Source organism: Acinetobacter sp. C32I (assembly GCF_023702715.1).
In the GTDB taxonomy this organism is placed as follows: Bacteria; Pseudomonadota; Gammaproteobacteria; order Pseudomonadales; family Moraxellaceae; genus Acinetobacter.
Genome location: NZ_CP098480.1, coordinates 2,114,914 through 2,137,994 on the forward strand (window position 1 = coordinate 2,114,914; position 23,081 = coordinate 2,137,994).

At 39.2% G+C, this 23,081-nt stretch carries 16 protein-coding genes; 4 read left to right on the plus strand and 12 right to left on the minus strand.

Features of this window, described 5'->3' with window-relative positions; translation table 11 throughout:
* Positions 1 to 5 precede the first annotated feature (5 nt).
* Positions 6 to 782, plus strand: coding sequence for a biotin--[acetyl-CoA-carboxylase] ligase (locus NDN13_RS10190; protein ID WP_251115390.1), 777 nt, complete (start codon positions 6 to 8; stop codon positions 780 to 782).
* 15 nt (positions 783 to 797) lie between these two features.
* A complete protein-coding gene (locus NDN13_RS10195; RefSeq protein WP_005312552.1) occupies positions 798 to 1,541 on the plus strand; it encodes a pantothenate kinase in 744 nt (247 codons plus the stop codon).
* Here NDN13_RS10195 and NDN13_RS10200 read toward each other — a convergent pair.
* Both NDN13_RS10200 and ffh read right to left on the minus strand, forming a co-directional pair.
* Positions 1,511 to 2,098 carry an RBBP9/YdeN family alpha/beta hydrolase gene (locus tag NDN13_RS10200; RefSeq protein ID WP_251115391.1) on the minus strand — a complete coding sequence of 196 codons (588 nt, stop codon included), beginning with the start codon at positions 2,096 to 2,098 and terminating at the stop codon, positions 1,511 to 1,513. The genes NDN13_RS10195 and NDN13_RS10200 overlap by 31 nt on opposite strands.
* A gap of 150 nt (positions 2,099 to 2,248) precedes the next feature.
* Complete coding sequence (gene ffh / locus NDN13_RS10205) at positions 2,249 to 3,658, minus strand: signal recognition particle protein (RefSeq protein ID WP_004655358.1); 1,410 nt, start codon at positions 3,656 to 3,658, stop codon at positions 2,249 to 2,251.
* A gap of 147 nt (positions 3,659 to 3,805) precedes the next feature.
* Between ffh and NDN13_RS10210 the strand changes: the two genes are divergently transcribed.
* Both NDN13_RS10210 and NDN13_RS10215 read left to right on the plus strand, forming a co-directional pair.
* Positions 3,806 to 4,615 carry a cytochrome C assembly family protein gene (locus tag NDN13_RS10210; protein WP_159884888.1) on the plus strand — a complete coding sequence of 270 codons (810 nt, stop codon included), beginning with the start codon at positions 3,806 to 3,808 and terminating at the stop codon, positions 4,613 to 4,615.
* Between the two features lie 79 nt (positions 4,616 to 4,694).
* Entirely contained in the window at positions 4,695 to 5,624 is a 930-nt protein-coding gene (locus tag NDN13_RS10215; RefSeq protein ID WP_251115392.1) for a tRNA dihydrouridine synthase, read from the plus strand.
* 94 nt (positions 5,625 to 5,718) lie between these two features.
* Here the strand turns inward: NDN13_RS10215 and NDN13_RS10220 are convergent, their stop codons facing one another.
* The 10 genes from NDN13_RS10220 to NDN13_RS10265 all read right to left on the minus strand — a co-directional run bounded on the left by NDN13_RS10220 (position 5,719) and on the right by NDN13_RS10265 (position 23,024).
* On the minus strand, positions 5,719 to 6,747 hold the full coding sequence (locus NDN13_RS10220; protein ID WP_251115393.1) for a DUF6160 family protein: 1,029 nt from the start codon (positions 6,745 to 6,747) through the stop codon (positions 5,719 to 5,721).
* 8 nt (positions 6,748 to 6,755) lie between these two features.
* A complete protein-coding gene (locus tag NDN13_RS10225; RefSeq protein ID WP_251115394.1) occupies positions 6,756 to 9,344 on the minus strand; it encodes a DUF6160 family protein in 2,589 nt (862 codons plus the stop codon).
* Between the two features lie 26 nt (positions 9,345 to 9,370).
* On the minus strand, positions 9,371 to 10,147 hold the full coding sequence (locus NDN13_RS10230) for a DUF6160 family protein (protein WP_251115395.1): 777 nt from the start codon (positions 10,145 to 10,147) through the stop codon (positions 9,371 to 9,373).
* Between the two features lie 12 nt (positions 10,148 to 10,159).
* Positions 10,160 to 12,334 carry a hypothetical protein gene (locus tag NDN13_RS10235; RefSeq protein WP_251115396.1) on the minus strand — a complete coding sequence of 725 codons (2,175 nt, stop codon included), beginning with the start codon at positions 12,332 to 12,334 and terminating at the stop codon, positions 10,160 to 10,162.
* Positions 12,335 to 12,589: 255 nt separating this feature from the next.
* Positions 12,590 to 14,077 (minus strand): tryptophan halogenase family protein, encoded by a 1,488-nt coding sequence (locus tag NDN13_RS10240; protein ID WP_251118213.1) that lies wholly within the window; start codon positions 14,075 to 14,077, stop codon positions 12,590 to 12,592.
* An 85-nt stretch (positions 14,078 to 14,162) separates the two neighbouring features.
* A complete protein-coding gene (locus NDN13_RS10245) occupies positions 14,163 to 15,704 on the minus strand; it encodes a hypothetical protein (protein ID WP_251115397.1) in 1,542 nt (513 codons plus the stop codon).
* A 247-nt stretch (positions 15,705 to 15,951) separates the two neighbouring features.
* The gene (locus NDN13_RS10250) at positions 15,952 to 17,385 is read right to left on the minus strand and encodes a hypothetical protein (protein ID WP_251118214.1); all 1,434 of its coding nucleotides are present in this window, start codon (positions 17,383 to 17,385) and stop codon (positions 15,952 to 15,954) included.
* A 290-nt stretch (positions 17,386 to 17,675) separates the two neighbouring features.
* Positions 17,676 to 19,175: a hypothetical protein gene (locus NDN13_RS10255; RefSeq protein WP_251115398.1), complete on the minus strand. Its 1,500-nt coding sequence runs from the start codon at positions 19,173 to 19,175 to the stop codon at positions 17,676 to 17,678.
* A 261-nt stretch (positions 19,176 to 19,436) separates the two neighbouring features.
* Positions 19,437 to 20,900: a hypothetical protein gene (locus tag NDN13_RS10260; RefSeq protein ID WP_251115399.1), complete on the minus strand. Its 1,464-nt coding sequence runs from the start codon at positions 20,898 to 20,900 to the stop codon at positions 19,437 to 19,439.
* A 420-nt stretch (positions 20,901 to 21,320) separates the two neighbouring features.
* Complete coding sequence (locus NDN13_RS10265) at positions 21,321 to 23,024, minus strand: ShlB/FhaC/HecB family hemolysin secretion/activation protein (protein ID WP_251115400.1); 1,704 nt, start codon at positions 23,022 to 23,024, stop codon at positions 21,321 to 21,323.
* Positions 23,025 to 23,081 lie beyond the last annotated feature (57 nt).

The window sequence follows — 23,081 nt, forward strand, 5'->3', positions numbered from 1 at the left end:
AACACATGACCACTCTACTTGTAAAAATGATGGATGATTTCGCAACCCGCCAGCTTCAGCAATTATTGAACGCAAAAAATCAATATCCAGAAGTGGTGCTCCTTAAAACAACCACAACCTCGACCAATGATGATACGCGTGAAATTGCGCAAAAAGGCATAACGACAGGATTGGTCTGCAGTGCACTACAAACACAAGGTCGAGGTCAACACCAACGACAATGGGCCTCTCCTGAAGGCAACATTTATTTAAGCACACTGATCCAAAGCAAAACAGCACTGGATGGTCGCCTTGCCCTTGAAGTTGCGCTGAATATTTTACAGATGCCAAGCTTGCATGGCTTAACATTACAAGTCAAATGGCCAAATGATTTATATAGTCCACAAGGAAAATGGGGCGGAATTCTGGTTGAACCGCTTTCCCCTCATCAAGCAATTGTCGGCGTCGGCATTAACTTAAACACGCCCCCTGTGGAACATGCAGATCAACCCATTAGCTCTCTGGAGATGCTTGGTTTAGCCCATATTGATCGTTTAACGCTGATTGCTGAACTGTATACCGCAATCCAGCAGGCAGCACAGTGGTTTGAACACGGCAGTTATAATTTAGCTGAACGTTTTAATCATCATGCAATTTGGCTGAATCAACAGGTTGAATTTGAACATACTCAAGGTAAAGTTCAGGGACTTTTTCAAGGAATTTCCAATGACGGTGCGGTACTGATCAAAACGGATCAAACCCAACAATTCTATCAAGGTCGTTTACGTCTCGCTTCGATTTGAGGAAATGATGATTCTATGAAAAGTTTATGGCTGGATATCGGCAATACCCGCTTAAAATATTGGATCACCGCACATGATCAAGTCATTGAACATGCCGCTGAATTACACCTGCAATCCCCTGCAGATTTATTGCTCGGCTTGATTCAGCACTTCCGCCATCAAAATTTAAGTCGCGTCGGGATTTCTTCGGTTCTGGATTCGGAAAATAACCAACGTATTCACATGATTCTCGATATTTTGGATATTCCAATTATTTTTGCCAAAGTCCATGCTGAATATGCGGGTTTAAAGTGCGGCTATGATGTTCCAAGTCAACTCGGGATTGACCGCTGGTTACAAGTCTTGGCCATGGCAAAGCCAGATGCAAACTTTTGTGTGATTGGCTGTGGCACGGCCCTGACCATTGATCTGGTCGAAGGATTGCAACATCTGGGCGGTTATATTCTGCCCAACTTGTACCTGCAACGAGACTCTCTGATTCAAAATACCAAAGGCATTAAGATTCCAGACTCTGCCTTTGATAATTTAAAACCGGGGCATAATACTGTGGATGCGGTACACCACGGTATTTTGCTGGGCTTGATCAGTACTATTGATCAAATTATGCAGCAATCGCCTAAAAAGCTGATTTTGACTGGCGGTGATGCTACTTTATTCGCCAAGTTCCTCAGCCATTATCAGCCCCAAGTTGAATCCGATTTATTGCTCAAGGGTTTACGTCACTATGTTCAACTGAACTCAGCTTTGAGCAAAGTTTGAAGTACCTGCAATAATTGTGGAAACTCACTAAAACCATCTTCTGCCCGAAAATGCCCAGCTTGACCCACCTCAATCAGTTGGGCATTGAGTAAATTAGAAAATTTAAAAGTCAGTGGCACAGGGATGACAGGATCATTACTGGAAAAGAAAACCAAACGCCTCTGGATATTGGCACGCAATAACCCACTCTCAAAAGGAGTGTGTTCAAGAAGACTGTTGAACTCGGGATGTTGAGGGATCGGATCATTAAAGGCGGCAATAAAAATCCCTGCCTTCACTGTCGTTTGCTTTAGTTTTTTTGCTAGAAATTTGGCTACGGCAACACAAGATAAACCATGCGCCACCACAATACTCTGCTCATTCATCCCCTTGAGTTGTGCTTCTAAGCAGGTTTGCCAAATCTCAGCTTCTGGATGATTGGCATCAGCGAGAAAAACTCGCTCAACCCTAAGCTCTTCACTTTTCAGCTGTTGTTCCAACCATGCATACCAATGCTGTTCTGGATCAGCATTTTCACAATGCAGAATAAATACGCTATTCTTTGAATTATGTGACATATTTAACACTACTTTTCAATGTAAAACATAGACTTATTTTTAATTCTCTTCTTTTTAAAGCAGCTTGAATGTTGATATTTTGTATTAAATTTATACAACACACTCGCATTAAAAAAGGCGCATCAAGCGCCTTTTTAGGAAGTATAAAACTTACTTTTTCTGGTCATTACTGCCAAACAAAGGCCCCATATTTCCACCACCACCAAATTGCTTTTGCATATTGCCTAGTGATTTCAGCATTTTGCTCATACCCGATGGATTCGCAAATTTCTTCATCATCTTCGCCATTTGCGCTTGTTGCTTGATCAACTTATTGACCTCAGCCACATCCATACCACAACCAGCTGCAATACGTTTTTTACGGCTTGGATTCATCAAATCAGGATTACGACGCTCTTTGATCGTCATCGACTGAATGATGGCTTCCATACGCTTAACTTGTTTTTCAGGATTGGCTTTTTCAATCGCATCCTGAATACCCGCATTGCTCATACCAGGCAACTTGTCCAAGAAGCCCATCATGCCGCCCATTTTGCTCATTTGCTCAAATTGCATCAGCATATCTTCAAAGTTGAAGGTACCGCCTTTCTGCAATTTTTTCGCCATTTTTTCGGCTTTTTCTTTGTCGATTTTGCGTTCAACTTCTTCGACCAAAGAAAGGACGTCACCCATGCCCAAGATACGTTGTGCAACACGATCTGGATGGAATGGCTCAAGTGCATCTAGTTTTTCACCAATCCCCAAGAATTTGATTGGCTTACCTGTGATGGCACGAACAGAAAGTGCCGCACCACCACGTGCATCACCATCAGTCTTCGTCAGGATCACACCAGTTAAAGCCAAAGCATCGTTAAAGGCTTTTGCTGTATTGGCAGCATCCTGACCTGTCATCGCATCCACAACGAATAGGGTCTCGGTTGGTTTGACCGCAGCATGTAATTCTTTAATCTCATCCATCATGTCTTCATCGACATGTAGACGGCCTGCAGTATCGACAATCAAGACATCAGCAAACTGGATTTTTGCTTGCTCAATGGCACGATTCACAATATCAATTGGCTTTTCAGTTGCTTCTGAAGCAATGAAACCCACACCCACTTCATTGGATACGGTTTCTAACTGCTTGATCGCTGCTGGACGATACACGTCGGCAGAAACGGTCATGACTTTTTTCTTTTGGCGTTCTTTTAAGAAGCGCGCTAATTTTGCAGCCGTTGTGGTTTTACCCGCACCTTGCAAACCTGCAAGCAGGACAACAACAGGTGGTTTTGCACTTAAATCTAGTGTTTCATTGGCCTCACCCATCATCTTGGTGAGTTCATCATAGACAATCTTTACAAATGCCTGACCAGGAGAAAGCTGAGTCATCACTTCTTGACCAAGCGCTTCTTCCTTAACCTTCGCGATAAATTCACGAGTTACAGGTAACGCCACATCGGCTTCAAGAAGTGCCATACGTACTTCACGTAGGGTATCTTTAATATTGTCTTCGGTCAGCTGCCCTGAGCCAGTAACATTTCTTAAACTCTGTGTGAGTCGTTCTGTTAAGGTATCAAACATTGCGAAATCCGCTTAAAATGGCTAGTTGCAAAAAAATCTTTCTTAAAATAGAAAATTTATGCATAAGATGCTATAGGATACTGTAGTTCGAAGCGAATTTATATCTTATATGGTGAATATTATTCATCCTCCTAAAAAAGGTTTGACATGATCAGTCTCCCCTTGGTTTACACAATTTTGGCACTCATCGCCTATACCAGCTCATTTTGGTATTTGTTTATTCGATTGATGTCAAAACGTAGTCCAAATCTTTGGTGTTATGGTCTTATGGTTGGACTCGGGTTAGTACTGCATAGTACTGTACTCTACCAAGACATGATGACACCGATTGGGGTGAATTATGATGTCTTTAACCTGATGTCATTTACTTCAGGGCTGATGTTGGCGCTGAGTTTGATTTTGAGCCTGATCCGCCCAATTCTTCCATTGAACCTGATTGGTACACCTGTTGCTGCCTTTGGCCTAATCTTGGGCTTTGCCTTTAGCCAACCCAACCAAATTATTGAACAACATAGCTTAGGTTTAGATTTACATATCATTCTTTCGCTATCTGCTTATGCGGTACTGCTGATGGCCACCATCCATGCGGTATTGTTGTGGTGCCAAGATCGAGAACTGAAAAAGAAACAAAAACGACGGATTTGGGTGAACTTGCTACCACCATTTCAAGTCATGGAGTCCCTGTTATTTGACTTGATTATCACAGGTTTTGGTCTACTGACGGCAGCCTTGTTATTTGGTTTCTTTACCATTGATAACTTCTTTGCTCAGCATCTGGCACATAAAACCGCCTTTAGTATTATTTCATGGTTCTTATACGGTGCCTTGCTCATCGGTCATTACAAATTTGGCTGGCGCGGTCGTAAAGCCATTCGCTTTACCATTACTGGTTTTGTCCTGCTTGCCATTGGCTTTATGGGCAGTAAATTTGTTTTAGAAATGATTTTAGGGCGCTAGTTTTTACATTTTAATAAAAACTAGACAGCCTATCTGAAAATGCGTATAACGCTGTTTTCGCTTCTTTAGGTAATAAATCGTGAAACTTGTACTCGCCCCAATGGAAGGTCTGACTGATCCGATCATGCGTGACGTGCTCACTCATGTTGGCAGTTTTGATTGGTGCGTGACTGAGTTTATTCGTATTACCGATAGCATCCTGCCAGATCATATCTACGATAGTTTCTGCCCTGAATTAAAAAATGGTGGCAAAACTGCAGCAGGTACACCTGTGCATGTGCAGTTTCTTGGTAACAACCCCGATATGCTCGCTGCCAATGCAGCCAAAGTCGTGGAACTAGGCGCACCCGCTATTGATCTGAATTTTGGTTGTCCAGCCAAAACGGTGAATCGCCATCGTGGTGGTTCTGTTTTATTAGATGAGCCTGAAACGGTACATCTGTTGGTAAAAGCAGTACGCGATGCCGTGCCTGCACATATTCCTGTTTCAGCCAAAATGCGTTTGGGTTATCTAGATGAAAATCATACGCTAGATAATGCTCATGCGATTGAAGATGCAGGTGCAAGCTGGCTCACTGTTCATGCGCGTACCAAAGCTGATGGCTATACCCCACCGGCCTATTGGGAAAAAATTCAGCCCATTACAGAAGCATTAAATATTAATGTGATTGCCAACGGCGAGATCTGGAACAATGCCGATGCGAAAGCCTGTTTAGAGCAATCGCATTGCCAAGATTTGATGATTGGTCGCGGTGCTGTCACTACCCCCGATTTAACACTTTGTATCCGTCAAAATTTGGATCAGGCATTGTTGTCTTGGCCAGATTTGGTGGAATTACAGCTTCGCTTCTTAAGTGGTCAATATAAGACAGAAATTGGTATGGTAGGACGCTATAAGCAGTGGCTAGGGATGATGACCAAAGCCTATCCTGAAGCACAAGCCTTGTGGGGTCAAGTGAAGAAAATCAAGCAATTAGATGAGATTATCCAGTTTCTAAAACAAAGCTAAATTTAGAGTTATCCCTATGTAATAAAAAAGCGGCCTAAGCCGCTTTGGAAAACGAATTGAATTATGTGTCATTAACAAAACAAGCTATTCCAGATTACATACCATTGACTCGGATTTTTAGGTCTGTCACGGAAGCATTGGTAAAACCAATATTCCCGATTGCGCTATTTTGTAAGCCATTAAATCGATATGCAGCATCCGTTGTCGCTGGAATAGTCGCGGTATTACCAAATTGAATATTATTCAATTTTAAATCGACATTATCTGATTTTCCTTCATTTCCAAAAACCAGTGCCCCATCACCTTGCCCCGCAGCAGATTCCCCAATAACTCCAGCATAAAACTTATCTAAACTAAATCCAGTTGGATTTGATGCCTTGAGCTGAAAATTAAAGCTAGCCCCAATTGGATTATTACTTCCATCATAACCAGAAACAAGCATCATATTACAGCCTGAACCAGTACCACAAATTGAGTCAATTGCACCACCAAAACGAACCATTTTACCTTGAGGCGCAGATCCTAATTGAATATTCATCTTTGGCTTATTGCTTGATAGGAATTTAACATTCAAGCCATTTTGAAGTCTTAATATCTCTTTTACACCGCTTTTAAGTGTGCTTTGATTAGAGTCAAAAATAGAACCTCTGATATAATTTGATCCAACCAAACTAGATAAAACACCAGTGCTATCGCTTGCTGCATAAACTGATAATGGAGAAATTACAAATTCATCTACATTCCCAAATGTCAAAGCAATATTGGCAAATGGGCCACTTGCACCCACTCCCTTATCCGTATCGATAACGGCTTTTAGCCCCAAATCGCTTGCGACCCCACCTGCTTTGAAGGTGATGTTCGGATTAGATACAACCGCATTTGGACTTTGTGCAAATACTAAACCTGCACGGCCACGATATTCACTAGCTGCTGCGTTTTTAGTATCCCAACCATCACTATCTACCACAGAAATTTGTTTAAATTCGACTTTTGAAACATTTACACCAATATTCAAACCATCTTGCCCTGTTGTAGTCGATAAGCTTTGGTCATCAAGTGGCTGCATCGCCATAGCAAATGGAGTTAACAACAAAGACAAACATCCAATTATTTTATTCATCATGCCTATCCTTAGTTTCGAGGAATAATTCCTAGTTGCCCTGTTATGCGTCCCCCTGTGAGAACAGCTTCACCTAAACGTTGTGGTGCACTTGTTGCTGATGGTGGATAGAAATTGATATCCCGAACACGTAATACACCATCAATTTTATCTTGGGCTGATCCCACTCCTGTGGTTCCAGCAGGGTTAAACGTTAAACCAGCTTTAAATGAAACCATTCCATCACAACCAGCAGTAGGACATGTACCTCTTGTATCTGGTGCAATAATAATTGCATTGTTAAATGCAACTTTACCATCAATATTGTCAAAACCAACGGTTGAACCATCCAAAGGATCACTCAATTGGATGGCACTTTTACCGCCATCTTTTACCGCTTTTAATTCTAGCTCACCGACAACACTTAAACGACTCCCATCTGTACTGGTATATTCACTATTAGGAATGAGAGACAGATCAATTTTTTTACCGTCTAAACGAAGTTTCGTTGAAAGGAGTACATCATTATTATTAGAAAAGTCAGCTGATGATGCTAATGCAGCTGTAGATGTTCCCGCATATCTTGCCCCTGGTAAATAACCACCCGCAATTTGTGCAGATAAGATAATTAATATATCTTTTAAGCTTGCATTAAAACTACCATTTTCAAGTCCTAGCGTTCCTGTCCCTCTCAATAACATATCAATATTACGTAAACCCATATAACGAACTGAGTTTGTATCCGCATTATCCAATAATAAAATTGACGTGGTTTTTTGCTTGGTTGGATCTGTACTACCATTCATACCTGTAGTACTCATCGCAAGAGAGAAACCTAAACGTTCAGATCCCGCAACAACAGTATATCGTGTTCCATTCAGATCATAATAATAAGCATCTGTTGGAGCAGTTGTACCATACATAGCCAAATTAGCATTCAAATCATAGAATGGTAATGCCAAGCCCCATGTATTTCCCGCTGTATCATTAATTTTTGGAATGGTTGTTCCAACTGTTCTTGCACTGTTGGTAAACCGACCACTTCGTGAAAATGCCTGAAACTCCGCACCACGAATTGCAGCGAGTATTGCATATGGATTTTGGTTCGTTGTTCCATTGTGTATACTCTGAACATAATCAGCATCAGTCGTCAGTGTGGTGGATGTAGAACCATTCCAATATCGACTGGTTTGTAATGCTTTATTCGCAGGTAACAAAACTGTTTTAGTATCGACTAAATTTAAATAAACATTACCTGTATCAAATGAACCTCGGTTTTGCAGGTTTAAACCTGTCAATTCACCAAACTCAAAGCCATAAGTATTAAAGCCAGCTCCACCAATTTCTAAAGTCGTCGCCTTTGAATTATCCCCTTCCAGCATCGGATCATTTTTCTTGGTAAAATCCGCTCTCATACGGAAAGCAATACCTGTATCCCCTATGATATTTTGAGTTCCGGCTGCAGTCACTGCATTATTGGCTTTTCCTAAAATATTAGTATTGTCAGGATTACCATATTGATTTGTTGCGGTATTATAGACAGGATCAGTTCGAGTAAATCCATCCGAGCTATTGGTATTTGTACCTCTTACCTGAACTGAACCATTCACCATACGACCACTTGCGCCTAAACGAATTAGGCCTTTTGCAGTATCCGAAGCAACTTGTCCATTTAGCGGCGTTTTTGTTGCATCGACTGAATAAGGAGTGTTGGCATTCACATTCTTATTGAGCATGAACTCAAGATTTAAGCCCGCATTACTTGCCGTAGCGGAGTAAGTATTTCCTGTAATCGTCCCAGGATTTGCAGGATCATTTACGCGAGTAAAATCAACATACCCATAAGTTGAATTCGGCTTGGTACTCGTTGCTGTATTCACTGAACCATCAGCGTTATAGTTAATTACAGCATTAGTTGCATTAGCGGCATTGGTTCTTACAATAAAACCATCTGTACCATCAATATACATCACACCCTTGGCTGAAAAATTAAAGTTAAAATTCTTAAGAATCAGCTGATTAAGGATTTGACTTGTTGAAGGACCTGTTTTTTGTCCTAAATAAATATTGGCATTTCGTGAACTGAAGATTAACTCACTCTGACCATCTTTACTAAAAAGACCATCTCTAGTTTTAAAACTAATACTGGTATCTGAGTTAGTTTGTACTGCAATATCGCCCACAGGACTACCGCATGCTGCCGTATCACAAACTTTAAACTTATTCATGCTAATCAATACAGGTGCAACTTTTAAATTAAAATCGAGACCTGATTTACCCGCTTGACTACCACTATTGAGTTGAATATCAACATTCGGATTTATTGCTGGTGTTGACGTATGCGACTGGATTTTAAAGTTTTCACCTTCAGCACGTAAAGTTGTATCAGCGGCTTTGCCCGCACTTCCTCTTCCAGCATTATCTTGCCAGAAGAACGTCCCAACATTCACCTCTTTAAAATCTAAATTGACATGTAGACCATCTTGACCATTGACATTACTCAGGGATTTATCATCAAGTTCTTGCAGGGCGTAGACAGAATGGCTAATCAATAGCAGACTCGCTGCAAGTGCACTCAGTACAAAACATCCTGTTTTCAGCTTTTGATTATTTTTTTTCATTGCTCAATCCTTTGAAACCGATAAACTTAACAACGCGCATGATTACTACAAGCAAAAATCTGAACTTTACCTTCCATTGCAAGGTTGCCATTCATTTTCAATCCCATGAAACCTGTTTCTTTATTGGTATCATAATTATTTGCTGTGGTGCCTGTTGCACCAATACTTTGTGGGACTGCACTATAAGTTGCTGTTTTCAAGAATCCATAATCTTGTGGGTTGCTACTCGTTTCTTCAATCAGTTTTCCTGATGCATCAAAATAAGATAGAACTTTATCCTGTTCTATCGACAAAGCATTAAAACCAAAATCACGAATTTGAATCGGTTTAGTTGGATCAAATGAAAACTGCATTGCAGGTTTAATCATTGAACCTGAGGCAGCTCCATTCACGTATTTGGTATAATTTAAATCAATCCCCTCTAGACCAATTTTTTGGATATTCAAAGTGCCTTGCAAGCCTTTAAAAACCACCCACAATTTACGTGCTTTGTTTGCACTGGTTGGGTCACTTGCGGCCAAAGACCACACATCAGATGAATCACCTGATTGGAATTGAACAAAGCGTTTATTTACAGAAACAGCTAAACGGCAATACTCCAAGTTTGTACAATTAAATGTCGGTACGGTACCTGCCAATAAAGCACTATCGGTTAGCACGTTTTGGTTCAAAGAGACTTTTAATGATAAATCTGCCCCACCTTGGCCTTGAATAGATTGAAGTGTTTCATTATCTAAAGCTTGTAACTCAGCATAAGATAGGCTTGAGGTTAAGGATAAGAGCAAAGCGAATATTTTTTTCATGTGTATGCTCTCCTATAGTCCTGTGGTTGTAATTTTTAAATGCTGAATAAGCAAACCATCAATCACAGCTGAACCAAAGTTGTTATTCGGTATCGTTGGAGTTGGAGCGGTATTGGTTGTTGGAATCACAGTACCCGTTGTTCCATTCGAGGATCCAATAAAGCTATCTAAAATTGGATTAGCCGTCGTACGCCATGCCGCACCATTTAAATTTGTATCCGACCATGTCCGGTTACCAACAGTGGCATATTTAGGCGTTGAAGTATCAGAAGCATTATTATTACAACTTCCTGAAGTGCCACTACCAGTGCCACACAATGTCGCACTCGTTGGCGTGTTGGTCCAACCTGTTGCTGAATTTACTAAAGTCCCTGAACCATTATAATATTGCCACTGATACACAGAACCTGTGGTATTGCTCACAGCAGTACAATTCCCCCAAATACTACTACTTGTACATCGACTATTAGTAATCCAAGTAGAAGTATTCATTTCGCGTTGTGCATAGCGTACCTGTGTTGCGGTATTGGTTGTAACATTACTTAAAATACCCGCTGGGTTTTGCATATTCCCAAAAGAAATACCCACTGCATCATCAACACCAGCGGTTCCTTTATAGGCTTGTAAGGTTTTACCACCATCACTGCTATAAACAGAACCTAAGCTAATACTACTGTGTGTTGCTAGCTTCTTACCAGAAAGCGCCGCAGTCGAATAATCTGTTCGTGCTGAACCGCCCTGATAACCCGCGATATCTGAGGTACCACATTGATAGACATTACAGGTTGAACCTAAATAAGACGTATCCGCGCCTGTATAATCTGTATAGATCTTCTTATAAATTGCAGGATTATTTGGAATACGGGCAATTTCGAGACTAAAATTTCGACCATTCGAACCTAGAATAACAGGTTGATATAAGCCCCCTAATACAAGGTTGATGTTCGGGTTATAAATAAATATCCCTTCATTGGCATCGAAACTTGGTGCTGTTGCACTACTCGACAACGCTGGTGTTTCCAAACATTTAGTAGGATTGGTCGCACAGTCATAAGCTGTCGTTTCCCGTGTACTTAGTCTTAAAACACTGTTGGTTGGCACATTCCATACACGCTTGATTTGCTGAGTATCTGTCCGAGTTTGCTTTTGAACAATAAACTTACATCCTGTAGATGTGTTGTCAAATGAACCTGTTCCCGCATTACCACAACTGCCAGTCGCAGCTGTTTTCGATGTTCCTAATGTTGCATCTTGACCATTATGAATGGTTGTCCATGCCGAGGCTGTCCCAACGCTTCCCAATTGGGTATCGGTATAAGTCGCTTTTAAATTCGCGCCATCCCCACTATTGATGCGAATAACACCAGCTAGACCTAAAGTATTATTATAAAAAGAGCTCATACCGTTGGCATTACTTGAACCAGCTAGAGTCTGAAAAACCTGCAAGCTACTACCATTTATACTAAAACCATTCATAATCGCCTGTAAGCGTAAACGGTTTGCACGATTGGCATCACTGGTACTAAACAATTCACCTAAATTAAATTGATCAGCAGCACCATCCGCTTTACTTTGGTCACGAACAAAAGCATCAGCCCAGAAAGCAAGCTTTAAGTTATAAGCATCCACGCCAGTCTTCGCACCTGTTTCATATAATGGTGCTTCTAAATTCAGGTAGGTTACAGATCCATCTACACCAGCAAAGTTTGGAACATTTGCTGCTGTTTTTGCTTTTAATACCCATGGATTCTCAGCTGTTCCCCAACTCGCAATCTGTGGTGAAACTGAATCAAAACGGCTATTTGTGTCATTATTATTATTTTTAGATAAGGCAAGGCCATATAAATAAATATCGGCCTTACCCACTGAATGGTCAGATGAGTTTACAACACCGTCTTTATTGGTATCTTGTGCGAGTGAGGTTAGACCACCAACAGGGAGGTAATGAATATAACCTGTATCTTTACTACGGTCATTCAATATAGCAGAGGTCGTCTCATTCCCTGTATTTGCACCACGAAAAACAAAATCAAAATTGGTTGGTAGAATCGCAATCCCTTCACCTGTCGTCTGACTTAAGGCCTCATCCGAAATTTCCTGCAATGCAAAAGCATATCGGCTTAAGCACAAGCCAATCAATGTTGCTAAAACAGTTCGTTTAAATGATACCGTATGAAATGTCGTCATCTTGACCTTCCTGTTACACGATGCTCCGCACCAGTATTATTTTTCTAAATCTTGCTGAGTGACTTCCTACTACACAAACTCGCAGTTTAAGGATATGCTTCCAAGCATCACTCGAAACTTAGGCAGAATTTACCTACTCAATCTCAGTTTTTATTATGCCTACTATTTACGCAAATGCAAAAAAAACCAGTTAAAAGTTACATTTTTCCGATGTATGAAAATAAACATAACGTTCTACTGGCTTCATTCAATAACTTACAAAGATAAATGATGTTTTATCTCCTGCAAATATTTCGCTAATTTTTGCTTTTTTTCTGATGATAGTGCGTAAAGTTCCGCTGAAGTTGCTTCTGGCTTAATGACCCCAACCCCAGCCCCTACAGCAAACCAGTTGGCAGTACTAAACATCGACATCCCACCCATATTATATTCTACAAAATCAATATCTCGCGGTGTTCGGTACGCCCAACATTTTTTCAACTCCTGGTAACTTTTAGACTGTGGAACGGTCAGCATATATTGCCAAAATGGGGTGTCTGAACGCCCAGTATCATAATGCATACGAATAAAATCACATATACCTTGCCAATATTGAGCATTTTGCTGGTTATAAAAATCTATATTTTGTTGCGAAATGACACCATGATTTTCTTGTATAAAAGAGATCAACAGTTGTAACTGACTCAGCATCTGTCCAATTGATGTTGCCTCCAATGGCTCAATAAACCCTGATGCCAAACCAATACCCACTACATTTTTAATCCAAACTTGCTGAAAATAACCTGCCTCAAATGCAATCGGTTTAACTGGATGAATTGGATGCCCTAACCATTGTTCAACCTCTTGTTGCGCTTGCTGATCACTAATAAACTGATCATGGTAGACATAACCTGCCCCTATCCGCTCTTGTAATGGAATTTGCCAGACCCAACCAGAGCTCATAGCCGTTGCCCGTGTTACCAATTCAATTTTATTTGTATGGGGAAGATGAAAAGGTAAAGCTTTATTCATCGGTAAAGTATCGGCAAAAGAACACCAGTGGCTTTGATATTTTTTCCCAATCAAGAGTTTTGAAAACCCAGAAGCATCTATCACAAAGTCACAACTTAGCTTTTCATCTACACATTGTATAGCTGAAACATAGCCTGTTATCGGGTTCAGCTCAAAATCCTCTATTTTCTTTTCAACATGAATAATTCCCCTAGATAAAGCGATTTTCTTTAGATATTGACCGACCCGAAAAGTATCAAAATGTAACGAAGCTCCGAAATTATTTTTACCTTCTAATAAAATCTGTAAAACCTCTTGAAACGGTTTTCGGTCTTCACTGAATTGATAAGAGGCCATATAGCGGCTAATATCAATGCCATGATTGAATAGTCCTGATAAATAAGGATTAAACCCAAATTCATTCCATGCAAAATCTGGTGTTGGCAATGAGAAAAGATGATAATAATAATCGTCTGCTTTGCCAGTTCTCCAACGTTCATAGCGAAACCCCAATTTAAGTGTTGATCCTGTTTTATCTATAAAATCTTTTAGATCAACATTTAAATTATGTAATACAGTGAGCAAGTTGAGTACCCCACCCTCGCCAACGCCAACAATTGGAATCTCTGGTGCAGAAACAACCACGACCTCAACAGATGAGCTAAACACTTGTCTCAGTTGCAATGCAGCAAACCAACCTGCTGTCCCCCCCCCCACTACCACAATTCGATTTAATCCCCTCAAATTTAGCATCAGATTTCCCTTCAATATAAATAAAAAGTGGAAGCCTGAAACTCCCACTTAAATTAGATTAAAAACAATTCAATTTTAGATAAACTTAACAGAATGATAATGAGCCATAGCAGTTTGTTGGAACTTTTTGATTTCTTAGTTGTTGATTTTCTAGAGTCAATGTCGCCGCAGGACTATTGCTTAAATTAATATTCAGTTGCTTTGAAAGAACACCATTTGTAAGTGCCGTCCAAGAATCACCCAAACCACTCACATCGATACGATCACCAGCTAATAAAGCTGTTGTAGCAAAACTTGCTACCTGTGGAAGAACCGCACTAATATCCACTTTATTTTGTGCTTGTAGATAACCAAGTTGTACAGGTTGTGCAAAAGACATCCACCAGCCTTTTTGAGCTATATCATCAGAGTTCGCACCAGGCCATTGTAATGCTTGTTTCTGTAAAGACAAATATCCACCAGTCCCTGTTAATGGGATATTGTGAATCATGCTCAATGCTTGTTTAAATGTAATATCAACATTCAAATCTGTAATTGAAGAGCCAGCAGCCATGGCAAAGTTAGAATTGGTCACTAAACAGATAACAAGGCTTAGGCAAGACCCTGTCCATGTAGTGCTATTACCATCTTCTGTTAAAAGAACTCGTAACTTGTCATTACTAAAATTCACTCCTGCAATTTGTGAATTTGCTGCGGCACAGCTTGCTGCATATTCAGCGGGACACCCCCCAGCTGCTGCAATTGGTAACCATGGAATTTTTGCGCTAACATGCTCTGCAACCGCTTGTGTCTGACGAGTACCATTTACTGTAAAGGCGGGTAAAGTAAAGTCTACTTTTAAACTAGGGACTGTAATACCCGTCGTTCCACTATCACTCGGTAAACTTCTAAAATATTTTCCACCTAATATAGTTTGAATTTTACCACCGATTGATTCACATCCTGTTCCTCTAGGCAAACAGTTGGAATTACCTAGACCAAATGTTGATTCCTTTGTATATACATGGCCTGTAGTATTTGCAATTTGCATATAACCACTCAAGCTTTGGATACCATCTGTAGTTGATGGTGTTGCATTATTAGTAATACCAGCTGTTAATAATGCATTAATTTTTTCTGCACTTAACCTCAGACCAACAAATTCACGGGTTGATGCGCTGTTTGGATTTTTAATTGCAAACTCAATGAATGGATTGGTAATTTCTGCACTCGTTGATGCACGGCCATTACTAAAAGTTGGACTACCTTCACTCGGATTTGTGGACCCAGCCTCTACTCCATCGTTTAAACCACTTAGTGATAAATTTTTAATATCAATATCGCAACCACCAGTGCCATTTGTGCCACCACACCCAAGTTGCAAATTCCGAATATTTGCATTTAACTCTAGTTTTGCTTCTAAACCAAGTTTATAAAACCCAACTCCTTGCTCGCCTCCAGAACGTTGTCTTTCTAAATTAGCAGCATCATTAGGTGCGATATAAGACAGGCTCATTAAAGCCTGACCTGTGGTTGCTGATAATTCACTATCTGACATTGACTGCAAAGTTGTAGAAGTTGCATATGCAGAATGGTTACATACACCCATGGCCCCTAAAAAAACCATAGATAAATATCTATTTTTCATTATAAAAATCCTTTTTAGATTCTAAAACTTAAAGTGAAATACTTATCTCCATGAACTCCACTTACAGACAATAAAGTTAGTGAGCTAACCACATACCATCTTACGCTTCCCAATATAAACTCAATTATTGTTAAATAATAGACAATTTCCGATAAAAGTGGCCTAAAAGGTTGTAAGTAAAATTTAACAATTAACTAAATAATTAATTTTCCAAATAGATGATTTAAATGTGTATAAAACAAAAAGATTAACAGAATTTAATGCCACCATAACAATTGGGAGCAAAATTTTGCCCATTTAGCTGTAAATTTGATAGATTCATCTGCAAAGGTGAAACATTCGATAAATCTACATTACCAATATTTGCATCTAAACCGCTTCCACTAATGATTCCAGCAAGATCATTCGTTGTGGCTGGGTTTTGTTGTAAATAATCTCCAGCTTTTGTAGCAAATTGACCTAGCAATGGCTCAATACTTAACTTTTGGGTTGGCTGTACTCGACCAATACTAATAGGATCTGCTAGTGCTAACCACCATCCAGGTTGTGCGACATTTAAAGCTTCTGAACCTGGCCATAATAAATTCTGATTCTGTAAACTTAAAGATGCAGCAGAATTGACCTCTAAACGGTGGATAAAACCAAGGGCTTCTTGAAAATTTACTGTCGCTTTTGCACCACTGACAGTACCACTCATTCGAATATTCGTGAACTCACGCCCTGTTGGTGCCGCCAGACATGCGGGTATAATAAATACCGTATTTTCACAGCCTGTGATTTTAGCATTTACAGGATTACCAGCCGTATATACAGCAGTGGTTGTTCCGTTCGCATCACTCGTTGTTCTACCTGTTGCGGGGTAATCACTGCCTGTCCCTAAGTTGATTGTTGGTATATTAACAGATGCAGATAGCCCCACAGATGTTCTCCGATTACCCACAACAACAATTTGTGATGTTTCAAACGGGAGATTATTCATCTCAGGTATACTAAATCCCCCTCCCGTAGTAACAAAACTTGCATTTGCTAATCCAATTGCAACTAAATTCCCATTAATCGGATATGTACCTAAGTTCATAAATTGTGCAGCAGTATTTGCATATCCTTTAATTTTACTTTGCTCGGCTGCCGTTGTCCCAATCCCTGATTGAACTTTCATATAGCCAGAGAAGCTGTTTAATCCATTTGCAACGGCAGAGTTTTCAGTTCCCAAAGTCAATAAGCCTAAAACCTTTTCAGCACTTAGTCTTAATCCGACCACCTCTCTAGTTGATGACTGGCTTGGATTTTTTATTGCAAATTCAATAAAAGGATTTGTTAATTTTGCACTAGAGCTGGCTCTACCCGTACTCGTGTCAGAAATGCCACTTAAACTTACATTATCAATATCGATATCACACCCACCAGCTCCATTTGCCCCCCCGCAACCTAATTGCAGTTTCTTGATATTGGCATTCAATTCTAATTCAGCTTCCATGCCTAGGCGATAAAAACCTATATTCTGGCTACCACCAGCACGCTGCCTTTCCAAGTTGGCTGCGTCAGTTGGCGCTATATAAGACAAGCTCATTAAGGCCTGACCTGTAATCGCAGACATCTCACTATCTGACATAGATTGTAAAGTCAAAGAGTTGGCATATACAGAATTCCCACAAAAACTGATTACCCCTAAAAAGGCCATTGATAAATATTTATTGTTCACTATAAAAAATCCTTTTTTCGGGTTTAAAGATTTAAACAACCATCCTTATCAAATTCGCTTACAGGCATGAAATTATCAAACGAACGATTTTCATATTATGTATTACATACACTAATATAAGCTCAATTATTGTTAATTGGTATGCAATATAAAATAAAATGGCCTATAAAGTTATGGCTAATATTTAAAGAATTAATTTTTAGATAGGTAATATGTTTTCACATAAAATAAAAAGACAGCCTAAGCTGCCTTCTTTTTACTAAATAAAATTAGCAAAAACTTAAACTGCCATAGCAATTTGTTGGAATTTTTTGATTTTTTAATTGCTGGTTTTCTAAAACCAAGCTTGCTCGATTCGAACTTACAGGAATTGTTAATGTTTTAACAATAGGTTGATTAACTGCCGCCCCCAATGCATCTATGAGATTAACATTAATAGGATCACTAGCATATAATTGCTGTGTCACAAAAGTTGCGACTTGTGGGAGTACGTTACTGATATCAACTTGCTGAGAAGCTTTCAAATACCCTAATTGCACAGGTTCAGCGAAAGACATCCACCAACCCGATTGTGCAATATCATCCGTATTTGCACCCGGCCACTGTAATGCTTGTTTCTGCAAAGATAGATATCCACCCGTCCCTTTCAAGGGTATATTATGAATCATACTCAATGACTGTTTAAAAGTAATATCAATATTTAAATCAGTAAGCTTCGATCCAGCCCCCATTTTGAACTTAGCAGTGCAAATCCAGAGAACACAGTCTTCATTAGATAAATTACTTGCATTACGTAAACTAACCATGAGCTGATCATTTCGATAAAGGTCATTACATGCTGCACTTTCACTACAGCCATTAGCTCTTGCAATTGCAATTTCAGGAATCTTTGCCGTTACATTTGGGGCAATTGCTTGAGTTTGACGCTTACCATTTACTGTAAATGGATTTAAAGTAAAACCTACATTCATACTTGGAATACTGATTCCGGATGTACCACTATCAGCAGGTAAACTTGCAAAATCTTTTCGGCCAAATAATGCGACATCCAATTTACCAGCAATTGATTGACATGCAGTAGGTCCACTCATCTGTGGCATACAGTTAGAGCCACTTTTACCAAATGTTGCTGCCTGAGTCCAAACATCCCCTGTTGTTCCTGCAATTTGCATATAACCACTTAGACTTTGAATACCATCTGTTGTGGATGGTGTTGCTCCATTTGCAATACCTGCTGTTAATAATGCATTAATTTTTTCGGCACTTAGTCTTAAGCCCAAAAACTCTCGAGTTGAAGCACTGTTTGGATTTTTAATGGCAAACTCAATAAATGGATTGGTAATTTCAGCACTGGTTGATGCGCGACCATTATTAAAAGTCGGGCTACCTTCATTCGGATTTGTAGAACCACTCTCTACTCCATCATTTAAACCGCTCAGTGATAAGTTTTTAATATCAATATCACAACCACCAACACCATTTGAACCACCACATCCAAGTTGTAGATTTCGAATATTGGCATTTAATTCTAGTTTTGCCTCTAGCCCTAATTTATAGAATCCTACACTTTGTTCGCCACCAGCACGTTGCCTTTCTAAATTGGCTGTATCATTAGGTGCTATATAAGATAAACTCATTAGCGCCTGACCTGTAGTCGCTGACATTTCACTATCAGACATAGATTGTAGAGTCGTAGAATTGGCATATACAGAGTTCGTATAAAAACCAATTGCTCCTAAAAACACCATTGATAAATATGTATTTTTCATTATAAAAATCCTTTTCTAGATTTTTCATATTTAAATAATTATCTTTTAAAGTTTACTTATAAATAAAATATTAGCGTACTCGCCAGATGTCATATGACACCGCCCAATATAAAGCCATTTTTTGTTAAATAATAGACAATTTCCGACAAAAGTGACCCATGACGATAAATAAATCGATTTCTAAAGAGAACTTATTTTTTCTTTATATAAAGCCCAATATAATAAAAAAGACAGCTTATGCTGTCTTTTTTATTAAAAAAACTAGCAGAAACTTAAACTCCCATAACAATTTGGCGCAAAATTTTGCCCATTGAGCTGCAAATTAGATAAATTCATCTGTAAGGCAGCAACATTAGACAAGTCTACATTTCCTATTTCTGCATCTATACCATTTCCAAGCATGACTCCGAGAAGATCATTTGTTCTGGCAGGATTCTGTTTTAAATAATCCCCAGCTTTTGTTGCAAATTGCCCCAACAATGGCTCAATACTCAATCTTTGCGTTGGTTCTACACGTCCAATACTCACAGGATCTTGTAATGCCAGCCACCAGCCTGATTGGGCAATATTTGCAGTATCCGAATCAGGCCATAAAATATTTTGACTTTGTAAACTTAAAGATGCTGCCGAATTTATTTCTAAACGGTGAATAAACCCAAGTGCTTCTTGGAAATTTACCGTCGCCTTTGCTCCACTAACTGAACCACTCATTTTAATATTGCTAAACTGACGACCTTCCCATGCAACCAAGCATGTAGGAGCCAGAGTTAAATTTCTACAACCTGTAACCACAGCATCAACAGGATTCCCCGCCGTATAGACTGCTGTTGTTGTTCCATTAGCATCTGAGGTAGTTCGACCAGATGCTGGATAATCATTACCCGTGCCTAAATAAATTGTTGGGATATTGATGGTTGCATTTAAACCGATTGAGGTATTTCTTTTACCATTGACTACAATTTGTGGGGTTTCAATTGGTAGATTATTCATTTCTGGAATACTAAAGCCACCGCCATTGGTTCTAAAATCTGCATCAGCTAAATCAACCAGTACATTTGCAATTAAACGCCCTTCAATCGGATAGGTTGCTAAACTCATATATTGCGCTGCTGTATTGGCAGAAACCTTAATTTTGCTTCTTTCTAATTCCGTATCCCCAATCCCAGATTGTACCTTCATATAACCAGAGAGACTATTTATCCCATTAGCAGTAGAGGAGTTCTCAGTACCCAATGTCAATAACCCGAGAACTTTTTCAGCACTTAACCTCAACCCGACAACATTTCGAGTGGAAGCCTGATTAGGATTTTTAATCGCAAATTCAATAAAAGGGTTGGTTAATTTTGCACTTGAACCTGCTCGCCCTTCACGCGTATCTGAAATTCCACTTAGGCTTAAATGATCAATATCAATATCACATCCACCCGCTCCATTCCTACCACCGCAGCCTAACTGCAATTTTTTTATATTGGCATTTAACTCCAATTCAGCTTCCATTCCTAAACGATAAAAACCTAGATTTGGATCTCCATCCGAACGCTGATTTTCTAAATTTCTAGCATCTGTAGGTGCAATATAAGACATACTCAACAATGCCTGCCCTGTTGTCGCGGACATTTCAGAATCAGATAAGCGATGTAAGGTTGTAGAAGTTGCATAAGCAGAATTTAAGCAGAGACTACCTAAAGTCAACATTGCGTAATGAAGAGACTTGAAGTATCGCATTATTGACCTCCGTGTTTAACACATCCATATTTGTTTATTTTTATAGTGTTCCTATATCAATCACCGACGATTTTCTAATCTATAAATCTTCTGTGATGTGTATAAAAACAAATCATTTAAAAAATTATATGTTAATTATTTTTAAATACTAGTTTTATTTTTCTAAACAATTAAGGCCAAAAAATTAAAAACCTTTTATTTATGTCACAAAAAAAGCTCACCATATTTTTTATATGCTGAGCTGTACTATATTTTTATTTAAAAATTAAACAACTGATATTTATTAGAAAAATAAATATATCTATTTTTTCTATAAAAATAATCCCACAACGATATTACTCTTCATGCAAAAGAATAACCCTATTCTAAAAACACAGAAAATTAATAATATTTACAAATAAATATATTCATTGATTTAAATTAAAATCTCCATCCAATACCAAACTGCAAGCGTGGTTGCTGATCCTTGTCGCTTTTCGCTGCTGAAGTATTTCGCCATGCAAGTGTCGCATTATAGTCAAAGTCTTGATAGCCACCGCCAAAACCAATCCCTGTACTTGCCAAAGCGCGGGTATTTTTATCACTAAGATATGGATTTTTATTTTGCTGTATTCGTCCAACATCTTGGAATAAATAAGTATTTAGCCATGGTGTTAGTTGATAATAAAAATTAATTGATGCCCCCCAACCTTGATCTCCAAGTCCTTCTGCTACTGGATAAGCACGCATTTGGTTCAAGGAAAATTTCTCGGCGGAATCAAGATTCTTAGATGCAAGTTGTCCATATAACTCACTGGTCAACCATGAAGATGCTGTTAATCTTTGCTGTCTGGAAAGCTTAAGTTCATATTTATTGAAACTGCCTTGGGTCTTTGCAGATAAACGATCGATATTCAAAGCCGATGGGCTTTGTATGTTCAGATTGCCAATCGTCGTGATCAACTCAAATTGATTAATACCACCTTTGGCATCTCCAATTCCCCAATCATCCATTCGACTAAAACTGAGTGAGATACGACTCGCCTCTATCTGTTTGGTTGTCTCTGTATTCGTCGCCGCGATTTCATCAAATAATTTTCTTTTTTCAGCCAAAAGCTTCAAATTCAGATTGGTTTTCGGACTTCGGATCAATGGATAAATGAGGTTTATATTATAGTTTTCAGAGGTCCCTGTAGCATCCAATTGCTTAAACTGTTCACCCAGTTCATATTCAGTTCTACTATAACCACCGCCCAGCCATAGACCCGTTCCTGTTATAGGTAATCGGGCATTTAGACTTCCTGAAACCAAATCTTGATTACTTCCGAGTAATTGAGCAGATAGCTTCTCTCCATATCCCAACAAACTATTACTTTCGAGATAGCCTGAAAGTCGATATTTTCCTGTATAGCTACTTCCAGCGTTATCAATACCAATTCGTCCGAGCCAAGTTGGCTGTCCCAGAATGTCCAGAACAAGGTCGGTTTGCCCAATCTGTTCGCCAGCCTGTAGGTTTGCCTGAATTTGCCCCACACCTGCTAGGTCTGAAATAAGGAGCAAAGTCTGATTACTTTGCTGTCGTTGTAACGCCTGATGATGAGGAATTTGATCGGTAAAGCGCTGAATGGTTGTATCTTTAATTCTAGACTGGTTATTTAAAATAACTTGCCCCAGTTGTCCTTCTAAAATTCGGATCACCAATATTCCATTTTCTAATTTTTGTTTGGGTAGATAAGCTTTCGCTAGAAAGTAACCCTGTTTTTTATAGTATTGGGTGATTCGTTCTGCACTAAGCTGTAAATCAGCCAGTACCTTATTTTTATTTTCCAGTGATTTGACTAAATCATGTAAAACTGCTGTAGCAATTTGTCGATTCCCTTCTATCTGGACTTTTGTGACCCAAATAGGGGTTTGATCCTGACTATAATTTTGCTGCGATGAATCAGCGCCAAAGTACTGTTGGTCTGTTTTTGGTGTCTCTTTGAATTGTTCAGGACTTAATTGCTTCGTAATAATGCCACTATCAGGAATCATAACATCTGCACGGACAATAGATGAACCAGCAACCAAAATGCTAATCCCTCCCATTACTTGAAGGAGTGTTCTATTGCGCATCCCTGCTTGTTTATATAAATAAAATTTCATTATTTCTCTAAATTTAATCAATATCTTATTATTTAGGACCAGAGGCTTAAGCCTCTG